The sequence below is a fragment of the Petrotoga sp. HWHPT.55.6.3 genome (assembly GCF_002895495.1).
Taxonomy (GTDB): domain Bacteria; phylum Thermotogota; class Thermotogae; order Petrotogales; family Petrotogaceae; genus Petrotoga; species Petrotoga mobilis.
On record NZ_AZRJ01000031.1, the window covers coordinates 1 to 12,390 of the forward strand.

Genomic DNA, 12,390 nt, shown 5'->3' on the forward strand with positions numbered 1-12,390 from the left:
TTCGCCCCGCTCCCCACCCATAAGGATTGGGGAGAGTTTTGTTATTTTATATTTTAAAACTTCCAACTAATCCTTTTAACTCTGTGGCTAACTCACTCAACTCTTTCGCTTCTTCGTTTATCCCTATCCCTTGTTTTACTTGTTCGTCTATTACACTTCTTGACCTTTCTAGTTGTTCACTTATTTCTGTCACAGCTTTCGCTACCCTGTCCATCGCTGTGCTCATCTCTTGTGCACTCGCACTTTGTTCCTCTGCACTTGCCGTCATGTTTTCTATCCCTTGGTCCATCCTTTCTATCCTTTCTTTTATACGATTGAAACTTTTCTGTACATTCTCCATCTTTTCGTTTATTTCTCCTATCGTTCCTACTACCTTGTTCGTCGATTCGTTTACTTTGTTCGTACCTTGCGTTATGTTGGTTAGTATTTCAGATATTTCATCCGTCGCATTTCTTGATTCTTCTGCTAACTTCCTTATCTCATCCGCTACAACTGCAAATCCTCTTCCCGCTTCCCCTGCCCTTGCTGCTTCTATCGCTGCGTTTAGTGCCAACAGGTTCGTTTGTTCCGTTATCGAGTTTATCGTTTCTACTATACTTTGTACGTTCTTGGCGTTGCTTGCTAGTGTTTCTACTTCTTTTTGACTTTCTTTTGTCCTTTCTACCGCTTCTTTCACCGCTTGACTTATGCTTTCTATCGTTTTGCTTCCTTCTTCTGCAGCTTTACTCGTTTCATCTGCTTCTTCACTTAGTCTTTGTGCGTCTTGGGATACACCTTGTGCTGCCCTTGCTACTTCGTCTACACCTGAGGTCACTTCTTCTACGTTTCCTGCCGTTTCTTCCGTACTTGTTTGTATCTTGTCCATCTGGTTTTTGAGTTCTTCTGAGTTCTTCCTGCTTTCTTGTGATGAGCGCGTTAGACTTTCTGATGCGTTTTCTACTTTGTCTGATGCCTGTTTTATTGATCCCACGGATCTTCTCAGTTCTTTACTCATTTCTGATAGAGCGTTAGCCATCTGACCTATCTCGTCTTTGCTTTTACTTTCAAAGTTTACCGTTAGGTCTCCTTCTTTGAATTGGTTTATCTTGTTTTTGAAGTCTAACAGTGGTTTCGTTATACTCCTTATTAGATAGATGATCATGATTATCGATACTATGAAGGCTACTACGGTTAGGATGGCTGTCAAGGTTATTGCTTGATTGTTTTCTTCTATGAGTGATGGACCTAACGTGTCTTGTTGGACCTTTAATTTATTTCTTTGTTCTTCTAATAGGTTAAGTATCTCTACCCTTGCTTGTTCCATCTGCCCGATTATAGGCTGTTGGGATTCTATTGCTGTGACTATTTGGTTGAAGGTGTTTTTGAACTGTTCGACCATGTCTTTCATCTCGTTGAACAGTTCAGTTAATTCGTCAGAGGTTAATCCATATTGCATAATCAAAAGTTGAGAATCCAATTCATTGAAAGCATTTAAAACATTGTTTTTATCGCCAAGAGATTTGGATGAAAAATACATGGAAGATAAATTATCTATATTATCCAATATATTAATTGAACTATCAGCGTAAAAAACGAGGGTTGAAACATTATTCTCTTGGGCTAAAGTTTTAAATTCGGTAATAATTTGGCGTAATTCATTGGATATATCTTTAAAATCTTGATTTACGAGTCTGTTTTTTTCTTCGTTCAATTGAACAATTTGATTAAAATTACTTTCATAGTCATTTATCTTTGTAATTACGTTTTGCACAATTGTAGAATCAGTAGTTTCATCTGCAAAGAAAGTTTGAATTGTATCAATATCTTGAGTAAAAGTTTCTTTTGTTTGTTCATCATAGTTGATCACATAATCTTTGAAGGCTAAAGCAGCTTCAAAAAAGGTGTTTTCTATTTCAGAGATTTGATTCGTTGCATTAGAAAGATCTCTATAACTACCCAAACCATCGTTGGAGCTTATCAAAGAAAAAATATTGAAAGAAATTGCTGCCCCAAATAAAATAAAAATTACAACGATAATTACAATTATCCTTCCTCTTATGCTTTTGAATGACATGGAATTTTTCCCCCTTTATTTTTAATTATCTTATCAATAATTATAATATAAAACAGTACTCAAAAGCAAATAAAAAGTTTTCAGAAACATACCTTTCTAATGCGAAATGAAAAATTAACAATAAGATATGGTAAAATAGTATAGGGTATAATTAAAGAAGAAAGAGGAGGTAGATTATGCAATATAACAATCTTGGTAAAGCTGGTATAAAAGTAAGTGAAATTTCATTTGGATCTTGGCTAACTTTTGGAAATCAGCTCGACACAGAAGGGGTCAAATCATGTTTGCGTACAGCTTATGAAAACGGTGTTAACTTTTTTGACAACGCTGAAGCTTACGCTAATGGTCTTTCTGAATCTCTTATGGGAATGGCAATAAAAGAGTATAGAAGAGAAGATCTTGTAATTTCCACAAAAATATTTTGGGGCGGAAAAGGTCCAAACGATAGAGGGGTATCAAGGAAGCATCTTTTAGAAGGAACATGGAACTCTCTAAAAAGGTTACAGGTTGATTATGTCGACCTTATATTTTGCCATAGACCAGATCCAACAACTCCCATTGAAGAGACAGTATTCGCAATGGATTACATAATAAGAAACGGTTTAGCTCTTTATTGGGGGACTTCCGAGTGGAGTGCGGAACAATTGGAAGAAGCTTATCAAATAGCGGATAAAAGAAATCTTATTCCTCCCACAATGGAACAACCTCAATACAACATGTTTGTTAGAAACAAGGTTGAGAAAGAATTTAAACCTCTTTATGAAAAATATGGATTGGGGTTAACCACGTGGAGTCCTTTAGCCAGCGGGGTGCTCACTGGAAAATACAACGATGGAATCCCTCAAGACAGTAGACTTGCAAAATTTGAAAACTTACGAGAAGAGTTCGAAAAAGGTGGACTATTATCTCAAGAAAATATCGAAAAGGTCAGAAAATTAACGAAAATAGCTAACGATTTAGGCGCAACAATGGCTCAGCTTGCTCTTGCCTGGATATTGAAAAATCCCAACGTTAGTACCGTAATTACCGGCGCAAGTAAACCAGAACAGGTAAAAGAAAATGTAAAAGCTTCCGAGATAAAAGAAAAACTTACAGATAGTGAAATGGAAGAAATTGAAAAAATTCTAAACAACAAACCCTGATAAAAATTAGTAAGATCCCACCAAGGCGGTGGGATTTTTTTAATTTTCTTTAGCTTTTAAGTAGGCCTCTTCAGCACGATATGAGCTTCTTACCAACGGACTAGATGCGACAAATTTGAACCCCAGTGAATACCCAATTTTTTCATATTGTTTAAACTTTTCGGGGGTAACGTATTCAACAACTTCAACCTGTCTCTCAGATGGCCTTAAATATTGACCTAAGGTCATTATATCGCAGTCGACTTCCCTCAAATCTTTCATAACCTTTACGACATCTTCTTCTTGCTCTCCAAAACCCAACATTATCCCTGATTTGGTAACTAAAGAAGGATTTATTTCTTTTGCTTTTCTTAAAACATCTAAAGACCTCTTATAACTAGCTCTAGGCCTAATTCTTGAGTAAAATTCGGGAATAGTTTCTATATTATGGCCAAAAACTTCTGGAGATGCTTCAGCGACGATTTTAATAGATTCTTCCGCCCCTAGAAAGTCTGGGATTAAAACCTCTACTTTAATGTTTCCAGGCAATTTTTTTATTTCACTAATGACTTGGGCAAAATGATACGCTCCTCCATCGGGCAAATCATCCCGGGTAACAGAAGTGACAACTGCAAATTTTAATCCCAATTTTTCTACCGCTTGAGCCAATCTCTTCGGTTCATCTTTATCCAAAGGTGAAGGCTTACCTTTTGGTACAGAACAATACCTGCATCCTCTCGTGCATATATTACCCATAATCATAAATGTTGCGGTTTTTTTAGCAAAGCACTCCCCAATATTTGGGCAATCAGCGCTTTGACAAACCGTATTAAGTGAATAATCTTCAATAAAATCTCGAATTTCTTCAAACTTTTCAGTGGAAATACTTACTTTCAACCATTCCGCATTCTTCATCATTTTCACTCCTATCATAGGTAAAATTAATATCAAATATTTCTTCTGTTTTCTGAATAACCTTCGTTTTAACCTCTTGGATATCTTTTATTATACCTAATTTTTCTAAAGAGGTTACACCATATTCATTTATTCCACAAGGAATAATGTTCTCAAAATACGACAGGTCGGTATTAACGTTGAAAGCTAAGCCATGCCAAGTAATAAAATGATCAATTGAAAGTCCCATCGCACAGATTTTTTTATCTTCAACCCACACCCCTCTGTATTTTGATTGTGGAATCCTTTTCCCTACTATGTTATAATCTTTTAATACTTTTATTATAATTTCCTCTAAATTATAAGCCAACTGCCCAATATCAGCAGGCCATTTTCTAAGATTAAGAATAGGATAGATAACTAATTGCCCAGGGCCATGAAAAGTGATATTTCCCCCTCTTTCTACTTCATATATTTCCGCAATTTTTTTTATTTCATTAATATCTTTTTTTAGATTTTCGTATCCTCCTCCTCTTCCTATAGTGTACACTGGTGGATGAGATAATAATATTACAATTCCATCCACTGAGCCATTCCTGACAATTTTCATAGCTTGTTGTTGAATCTCTTTACCTTTCAAATATCCAACTTCGTTGTAATTCCATACCAACCCTCTTCTCATCTTATCAAACTCCTTAAACTAGCTTAACACTGAACTCTTTATCTACATTATAACAGATTAATAAAAAATATGCAAAGAGAAGTTTAACACAAAATTAAGCAACAACGAGCAAACGTGAGCATTCGTTCTCTAATCAACTATAATCAATCAGAATCGCTCCTCTTCAAACATAGTTACTCCAAATCAAATTTCACAAAACTCAGTAAAAAGAGTATAATTCTCCTATATTGATTTTTTTAAAAAGGTTTGTCTAAGCTTTGTACTAAAAATGATTGTTTCAAACTACGTATCCAATAACTTTAAAAAAGAAAGGGGATTAGTATGGACGAATTTAAAGAGATTGTTGAACAGTACGATATAGACCTTGAAAAGCTGAAAGAAGAAAAAGGTGAAATAAATCAAGAGATCCTTCAATCATATATTAAAGAGAAATTTTATCCTAAAGTAAAATCTGAAAAGAAATTAATAGGTATAAGAAAAATCATTTCGAAAAGGCTTTACCAAAGTTATAACCAGGCGATTCATGTGACTATCAACATGGAAATAAAAATGGACAACATAATTAGTCTACGAGAAAAAATTGAAGAAAAGCCCTCGCTTACCATTCTTATGATAAAACTTTTGGCAAATGCACTAAGGGATTTGCCTCAGTTGAACGCTACCTTTGATGGAGAAAAAGTTGTAATATATGATTCTATAAATATCGCTGTTGCCACTGACACGCAAAATGGTTTAATTACCCCTGTTTTAAGAGAGGTGGATAAAAAAGATATAAAAACTTTTATAGAAGAATACAATGATATAATAACCAAAGCACGAAATGGAACGCTAAAAGAAAAAGATTTAGTAGGTGCTACTTTTACGGTTACAAATTTAGGAATGTTCGGCGTTGACTCTTTCACCCCTATTATTAATCCGCCTCAAGTTGCAATATTAGGAATAAATAGAATCAAAGATTCAATCATAATAGAAGAGGGGAAACAAAAAATAGCTAAGATAGGAACCCTATCACTGACTATAGACCACAGAATTATTGATGGTGCCCTTGGAGCCCAGTTTTTACAAAAAGTGAAAGAACACTTTGAACATACAGAAGATATATCTTAAACCTTTGGCTGAAACTCTGAATTAAGGGGTGGTATATATGAGAATAAAATGGTTAGGACATTCTTGTGTACTTATAACTACAGAAAACAACAAAAAAATACTCATAGACCCATTTAAATCTAATGCTACGATGAAAATGTGGCCAATGAGAATGAAATACGAACCAGTTAATGAAGAAGCAGATATATTATTAATTACTCATAATCATCCTGATCACAATAACCTAGAAGCAGCGAAAAACCCTAAAGTAATAATAAGAGAAGCTGGGCAAAAAAATATCGAGGGCATAGAAATTATTGGAGTTGAAACAAAACATGCAAATTTTAGGACAAAGAATATTGTATTCTTCATAAAAGCAGAAGAAATCACAGTTTGCCATGTGGGAGATCTAGGCCATCTTTTGGACAAAAAATTTATTGAGGATGTGATAACTAAAGTAGATATTTTGTTTGTTCCGTTATCTGGTTTTCCAGGACCTAGTTTAGAAACAGCTATGATGATCATCAACCAGATTCAACCAAAGATAGTCGTTCCAATTCATTATAGAACTCCACAATGTGACGCAGCTATATTCAAAAAGCCAGATAAAGTTTATGAAATGTTGAGAAAAAATGTCAGCGATCTCGTTTTTCTCAAAGAAAACATACACACGTATACAAAAGAAGAACTAGAAAAATACGCTGAAACAATAGCCCACATATTTACACCATATTTTACCGAAAATAATAAAACAAAAAAGGAGAGATAAAGAAAGAAGGTAAAGATGTTACTATCGTTGCAGCTGGTTATCCACGGGTATTAGCCTCATCGGTAGCAGAAAAGCTTGAGAAAGAAGAAGGAATCTCTGTTGAAGTAATAGATGCTAGAAGTTTATATCCTATTGACGAAGACCTTATTTTAGAATCCGTGAAAAAAACAGGGAGATTAGTAACCCTTGATGATGCTCCATTAAACGGATCTTTTGCTTCGGAAATTGCTGCACTGGTAGCTGAAAAAGGGTACTCATATTTGAAAGCTCCTATTAAGAGAGTTACAAGAATAAAGGTACCTGTACCACATTCAAAAATCGAAGAGGAATACGTATTGTTAAACGAAGCAAAAGTAATCAATGCTGTCAAAGATGTAGTCAATTATTAAACTATACTTTAGTCATAGGCCCTTGATTGTAATTGATCAGGGGCCCCGTGGCTTGATCATGTCAAGCCACAAACATTGGAAATAGTTATAGTTAAAGCAAACTCGCCTCTTTTTTGTGCTTCTTCAACAAGAAGGTTGATAGCTTTGAATATCTCTTCTTTACTTCCTTTCACAACTGTATTCGTCTTCCCAACTGTAATTTCTATATTTTTCAATTCTCGCAATTTAATAATTGCATCGCTTATTATTCTCACGTAATCTTCTGTTCCAAGAGGGTACAGTGCCATTGAACAAGAATACTCAAATACATGTTTTGCTTCATTATTTGTCCCATCTAACACAGATAAAACCTCCCGTATCTTTCTTTTCCCTTTGGCCTTGCATTTCTTTTTTTAAGAGAAGTTCTTTGTTATTCAGATCAGCGTCTGGACCAAAGTGTAAAGCTACATTGTAATCTTTAGGTGAAACTTCTGGTATAAAGTTAAGGACTTCTTCCAACGTATAAAACTTGGCTGCTTTGTAAGGTGATTGATTTTCTGCTTTTGCTTTTTCTCTATATAGTTTTGCCCAAGTACTTTTAGCACCTATTACACAAATAATTAATCTTCCCCCTGGAGATAAAACCCTATAAGCTTCACGTGCGGCTTTTTGTGGATCATCCAAGAATTCAAACATTGTTACAGAAACAACCAAATCAAAACTTTCATTTGGAAAAGGCAGATTATATGCATCCGCTTTGATAAAATTAATTTTATTCGTTTTTTCTCGTGCTTTTTCTAACATAAAATCAGATTGATCGATGCCCGTTACCTTTAAACCCATATTTAGAAACAACAAACTATAAATCCCAGTCCCACAACCTAAGTCAAGTACCTTTTCATTTTTCTGTGGTTTCGCTAAGTCCATAACAACATTTCTCTCAATTTCATCAACGAACTTGCCTAACGGATTTTTATACCAATTATCATAGTTATCTGCTATTTCTTTGGAAAATGCACTCAAAAGAAAAGTTCCTCCTTTCAAACTTTGCTTATCGCCTTGAATATATATTGAGACACCCAATCCGATATCATCTCAAAATTGAGTGTCTCAATCTTTTGTTATCTTTTAGCTATTTCTCTTACTTTTTTAATTATCTTTTCTTCATTCAGTTTAGGCATCATGATCTTATCATGGAGGAGTTAGTTTGGCTGAAGGACCCATAAAACTTAAGCTAAGCCAGCACCACCACTAACTGGAAGAGTTACACCTGCAATAAAATCACTATCATCGGAAGCAAGAAATACCGCTGCTCCTGTAAGGTCCTCAGGTTCCTCTCTCCTCTTTATAGCTTGCATATTAGCTTGCATACTTGCTAATTGTTCGAACAGTTCTTTATTTCCTCCTGTTATACCCTTACTAGCATCTGTCATTGTAAATCCAGGAGCAATAGCGTTTACATTTATTCCATATTCTCCTAGTTCATTGGAAAGAGCACGTGTAAAACCAACAACTCCTCCTTTGGATGTGACATAATGAAGCAACATCGGAACACCCATGTGAAAAGTAGTAGAAGAAATATTGATAATTTTACCTTTCTTTTGTTTCTTCATTTGTGGTGCTACAGCTTTAGAACATAGGAATAAACCTTTCAGATTGACAGACATAACTTTATCCCATTCTTCGACGGAAATATTCTCAAAAGGTTTCATAACTAAGCCACCATAGATTGCTGCATTGTTAAGAAGAATGTCTATTCTTCCGTATTTGTTAATGGTATCTTCTGCCATTTTTTTAGTGGATTCTTCGTCAGTAACATCGACTTTTAACGCTAGACATTCTGCGCCTTCCGCTTCTACTTTCTCTTTAGTTTCGCTACAATCTAGTACATCACAAACTACCAGTTTTGCACCTTCCTTTGCAAAACGAATAGAGTAAGCTTGCCCAATGCCTCGGGCTGCTCCCGTGATTATTGCAACTTTACCTTCTAATAATCCCATAATCTAACCTCCTTTTTATAAAAACGTATACTATTTTTAGAAACTCGAAAATAAAAATTACATCCTACTTTCAACATTCATTTTTTTCTCATTCATCCATTCTCTTGCTGTTTTTCGTTCATTAGCGAGAATTTTTCTTCATTAATTCTGTAAAGGGTAAGACACTTTGTAGCATTTTTTACCCCCCCCCTAGAAACCACTTCCCTCTGTAAAAAAATCCCTAGCTTGAGCCCATTCTAAAGCTTTTTTCACATCTACTCTGCAAGGACCATTTCTCGTAATTTTAAAAGTAATATTATCGCCTTTTTTTATTTCTATTTCTCTTTCTCCATCTAAGGCTAATGTGCCTGGAACTTTAACTTGATAGGGAAATTCCTCATCTATGTTTAACTTTTTTATTTCTGAAACTTGGATTTTTTCTAAAATACCTGGAGCCACTGGAGCTATTACTTCCTTTTTCATTGTATTATTTTCTTTAAGGTCTAAGTACAGTCCAAAGTTGTCCTCTTTATTAACGGTTTTTATATATCCGGCAATAGAGGAAAAACCAATACTCCAAGGATTTGCTCTCGATACAATAATATCTGAAATATTAGACAAATTCCATATAGCTTTAGCCCCTATAAACTGTTCCTTTGAAATAACTACATCAATTAATGCTATGTCTATAAGTTGGTTATTTTTATATATTTCTATTATCTTGTCTTTGGAACAAAATTCATCTTTGTGAATTATATTTTTAGATACAATTGCAGCCACTATCCCGGCAATCGTTCCTTCGACCATTTCAGGATATACATTATTTGTCCCTGTGGAAATTGGCAATAAAGGAGTGTCGCCTATGACTTTTGCTATTGCTCTGTTGGTTCCATCACCCCCTAAGGATAAAATACAGTCGACATTCTTTTCTTCAAGTAATTGGGTTGCTTTTATGGTGTCTTCTAAGCTGTAGGTTACATGATCATTGATTACCTCAACATCACATTTTAACTTCTTTATAGTTTCCAAGCTTTCTATAACTTTGTAACCTATGCAAAACGCATCAGCCATGATATAGACACGTTCGATACCAAAACTTTGAGAAGCTAATATTATTCTTTTTACTATATCTACTTTTTCATTATTATCTATTACTGTTGCATGTGCAACGAGTCTTCTTATGTCTTTCCCAGCAGCTGGATTAGCTATTATCCCTATTTCCACTCAACAGAACCTCCTATAATGCAGAGAATGCTACTTTAAACTTTGCTTTTAATTAAAACGTTAGAATTTAAAAATTTTTAGAAAATAATTCCTTCAATCTAAGTAATAATCAGTCTACTTTAGTTCTTCTTTCATCCTCGATTTTCAGATAAAGTCTCTATTCTATCTAAACTTTTAACCCTAAAATCTTATTTAAAAATTAAAAAAACTTTCTTTGCCTTAGTAATTTTTTCAGTCATAACCTGTACTAACGGCTCACCTTTTCCTACTCTTTCACCTTCATTTTTGTGCCTTTTTACAATCTCTACTTCCTTCATAGGTAATCCCCACTTTGAAACAGTTACATCAACTATCATTCTTAATTTAACCTCTTTCTTAAATAGATTTAAAATTAAATTCTTTCAGAAATAATTTTAGTAACATTTATTTCTCTTAGTTGTTTTAATTAGTAACGATTATACGCTTTTCCTACTTTTTTGTCAAACTTAATTATAGCGGATTAAAGACAAATACAATCAATTAGAAAGCATTAGAGCTTAAAATCTCTATTTTTCACAAATCTTTTAATAACTTAAGCAAAAACATTGATAAAATAGAGGTATGAAACTTTGTTATTTTATGCACAAATTAAGCATGAAGCTATTTACAAAAAAATAATCTTAATGAAACTTGGTCTAAAAATATCGTCAATAGATAACCAGTTAGGCAAAAATGAGATAAGGGATAGATAAATTGAATATCTACCCCTTATCCTATGTAATATCTTATGATTTGTTATTAATTAAATATGTATGGCTAATCCTTCCACGCTTTCTTCTGCGCCAAGCAGACTTTCAGTCAAAGTGGGGTGAGGATGTATACTATTCGTTAGTTTCTCTACACTCATCCCATATTTTACAGCCAAGACTCCTTCCATAATCATATCTGTAGCATTCGGAGAGACAATAGCTACACCTAATACTTTTTTAGTCTCCTTGTCAGCTATTATCTTTGCAAAACCATCTAACTCTTCCATAGTTCTAGCTCTACCGGTAGCAGATACAGGAAATTTTGAAATGATAACTTTTTCAGGATCAACTTCTTTTTCTTTTAGACCTACGGTTGCTATTTCTGGGTTAGAGAAAATAATGTTTGGCACAGCACTGTAATCCATTTCCTTGGTTTCACCTGCAATATTGTGGGCTGCTACTATACCTTCATTCATAGCCACATGAGCTAACATAATATGGGCTCTAATATCTCCTATTGCATATACGTTTTCAACGTTTGTTCTCATTTTGGAATCTGTTTTAACCCCTTTTTCTATCTCTACACCTAACTTTTTAATATCTTGGGTTATAACAGGCCTTCTCCCCACGGCTAGTAAAATCTTTGAGCTTATTATTTCTTTGGTTTCACCGTTGAAGCCGATTTTTGATACATATGAATCTTCATTCTTTTGAATATCTAGAACCTTATGTTTTTCTAAGACTTCCACACCTTTTTTAACCAAAGATTTTTTTGCTTCTTCTGCAACATCTTTATCCTCATTGGGGAGAATATGTTCGAGTAGTTCTACGACATAGACTTTTTTGCCTAAATTTGAAAAAAATGTAGCAAATTCTACACCAATTACCCCTCCACCAACTATCAAAATCGATTCAGGCATATGTTCCATCTTAAACACATCGTCACTTGTCCAAATTCCTTCAATTTTATCAAAGGGGGGAAACATTACTGGTTCAGAACCGTGAGCTAAAATAATGTTTTGCGTTTCTATACTTTTATCGCCAACTTTAATATGATTTTTATCAATTATTTCAGCGACACCTTGTATTAAATCGATATGATTTTTCTTTAATAGATACTCTACACCTTTTTTGGATTGTAGAACAATTTTTTTCATATGGCTCATTATTTCGCTTATTTCATATGTTACTTCACCCACTTTTATGCCTAATTTGTTTGATTTTTTTAAAATCTCTTCGTAAAGATGTGAAGAGGTCAACATTGCTTTTGTGGGGATACAACCTTTGTTGGTACAAGTCCCCCCAAGATTTTCTTTTTCAACAACGGCAACCTTTTTCCCTAATTGTGATAACCTTATTGCCGCTACATAACCGCCTGGTCCTGATCCGATAACAACAACATCGTACATTAGAATTTCCTCCCTTTAATTTGATTTTCTACTTTTTGAATCTCTAAAATATTTTATATAGCGCCCTTCCCCCGCTC

Annotated in this window: 13 protein-coding genes; 4 read left to right on the forward strand and 9 right to left on the reverse strand. The window is 34.4% G+C overall.

What is annotated here, in order from left to right; translation table 11 throughout:
- Window positions 1-46: 46 nt before the first annotated feature.
- Window positions 47-2,053, reverse strand: coding sequence for a methyl-accepting chemotaxis protein (locus tag X926_RS08270; protein WP_103065735.1), 2,007 nt, complete (start codon window positions 2,051-2,053; stop codon window positions 47-49).
- A 176-nt stretch (window positions 2,054-2,229) separates the two neighbouring features.
- Between X926_RS08270 and X926_RS08275 the strand changes: the two genes are divergently transcribed.
- Window positions 2,230-3,195: an aldo/keto reductase gene (locus tag X926_RS08275; RefSeq protein WP_103065736.1), complete on the forward strand. Its 966-nt coding sequence runs from the start codon at window positions 2,230-2,232 to the stop codon at window positions 3,193-3,195.
- A 39-nt stretch (window positions 3,196-3,234) separates the two neighbouring features.
- Here X926_RS08275 and lipA read toward each other — a convergent pair whose 3' ends face one another.
- Together lipA and lipB are read right to left on the reverse strand one after the other, a co-directional pair.
- Entirely contained in the window at window positions 3,235-4,089 is an 855-nt protein-coding gene (gene lipA / locus X926_RS08280) for a lipoyl synthase (RefSeq protein WP_103065737.1), read from the reverse strand.
- Complete coding sequence (gene lipB / locus X926_RS08285; RefSeq protein ID WP_103065738.1) at window positions 4,049-4,750, reverse strand: lipoyl(octanoyl) transferase LipB; 702 nt, start codon at window positions 4,748-4,750, stop codon at window positions 4,049-4,051. Before lipB ends, lipA begins: the two co-directional genes overlap by 41 nt.
- A 321-nt stretch (window positions 4,751-5,071) precedes the next feature.
- On the opposite strand from lipB, the gene X926_RS08290 reads away from it, so the two are divergent.
- Genes X926_RS08290 through X926_RS08300 form a run of 3 tightly spaced genes read left to right on the forward strand, consistent with a single transcriptional unit; the run spans window position 5,072 to window position 6,994 of the window.
- On the forward strand, window positions 5,072-5,857 hold the full coding sequence (locus X926_RS08290) for a dihydrolipoamide acetyltransferase family protein (protein WP_199171200.1): 786 nt from the start codon (window positions 5,072-5,074) through the stop codon (window positions 5,855-5,857).
- 37 nt (window positions 5,858-5,894) lie between these two features.
- Window positions 5,895-6,605 (forward strand): MBL fold metallo-hydrolase, encoded by a 711-nt coding sequence (locus X926_RS08295; protein ID WP_103065740.1) that lies wholly within the window; start codon window positions 5,895-5,897, stop codon window positions 6,603-6,605.
- Between the two features lie 23 nt (window positions 6,606-6,628).
- Window positions 6,629-6,994, forward strand: coding sequence for a transketolase C-terminal domain-containing protein (locus X926_RS08300; RefSeq protein ID WP_233186718.1), 366 nt, complete (start codon window positions 6,629-6,631; stop codon window positions 6,992-6,994).
- Window positions 6,995-7,050: 56 nt separating this feature from the next.
- Here the strand turns inward: X926_RS08300 and X926_RS08305 are convergent, their stop codons facing one another.
- From X926_RS08305 to lpdA, 6 genes are all read right to left on the reverse strand, one after another.
- A complete protein-coding gene (locus X926_RS08305; protein WP_103065742.1) occupies window positions 7,051-7,335 on the reverse strand; it encodes a YkoF family thiamine/hydroxymethylpyrimidine-binding protein in 285 nt (94 codons plus the stop codon).
- The gene (locus X926_RS08310) at window positions 7,316-7,996 is read right to left on the reverse strand and encodes a class I SAM-dependent methyltransferase (RefSeq protein ID WP_158245234.1); all 681 of its coding nucleotides are present in this window, start codon (window positions 7,994-7,996) and stop codon (window positions 7,316-7,318) included. Before X926_RS08310 ends, X926_RS08305 begins: the two co-directional genes overlap by 20 nt.
- A 206-nt stretch (window positions 7,997-8,202) precedes the next feature.
- The gene (locus X926_RS08315; protein WP_103065744.1) at window positions 8,203-8,973 is read right to left on the reverse strand and encodes an SDR family NAD(P)-dependent oxidoreductase; all 771 of its coding nucleotides are present in this window, start codon (window positions 8,971-8,973) and stop codon (window positions 8,203-8,205) included.
- A gap of 189 nt (window positions 8,974-9,162) precedes the next feature.
- Window positions 9,163-10,176, reverse strand: coding sequence for an ATP-NAD kinase family protein (locus X926_RS08320; RefSeq protein ID WP_103065745.1), 1,014 nt, complete (start codon window positions 10,174-10,176; stop codon window positions 9,163-9,165).
- Between the two features lie 188 nt (window positions 10,177-10,364).
- Window positions 10,365-10,532 (reverse strand): hypothetical protein, encoded by a 168-nt coding sequence (locus X926_RS10195; protein WP_158245235.1) that lies wholly within the window; start codon window positions 10,530-10,532, stop codon window positions 10,365-10,367.
- Between the two features lie 425 nt (window positions 10,533-10,957).
- Complete coding sequence (lpdA, locus tag X926_RS08325; RefSeq protein WP_103065746.1) at window positions 10,958-12,313, reverse strand: dihydrolipoyl dehydrogenase; 1,356 nt, start codon at window positions 12,311-12,313, stop codon at window positions 10,958-10,960.
- Window positions 12,314-12,390 lie beyond the last annotated feature (77 nt).

Coding starts and splice junctions, on each gene's coding strand:
- X926_RS08275 (WP_103065736.1), top strand. CDS start 2,230: ATGCAATATAACAATCTTGGTAAAGCTGGTATAAAAGTAAGTGAAATT.
- X926_RS08295 (WP_103065740.1), top strand. CDS start 5,895: ATGAGAATAAAATGGTTAGGACATTCTTGTGTACTTATAACTACAGAA.
- X926_RS10195 (WP_158245235.1), bottom strand. CDS start 10,532: ATGATAGTTGATGTAACTGTTTCAAAGTGGGGATTACCTATGAAGGAA.
- X926_RS08270 (WP_103065735.1), bottom strand. CDS start 2,053: ATGTCATTCAAAAGCATAAGAGGAAGGATAATTGTAATTATCGTTGTA.
- X926_RS08290 (WP_199171200.1), top strand. CDS start 5,072: ATGGACGAATTTAAAGAGATTGTTGAACAGTACGATATAGACCTTGAA.
- X926_RS08315 (WP_103065744.1), bottom strand. CDS start 8,973: ATGGGATTATTAGAAGGTAAAGTTGCAATAATCACGGGAGCAGCCCGA.
- lpdA (WP_103065746.1), bottom strand. CDS start 12,313: ATGTACGATGTTGTTGTTATCGGATCAGGACCAGGCGGTTATGTAGCG.
- lipA (WP_103065737.1), bottom strand. CDS start 4,089: ATGAAGAATGCGGAATGGTTGAAAGTAAGTATTTCCACTGAAAAGTTT.
- lipB (WP_103065738.1), bottom strand. CDS start 4,750: ATGAGAAGAGGGTTGGTATGGAATTACAACGAAGTTGGATATTTGAAA.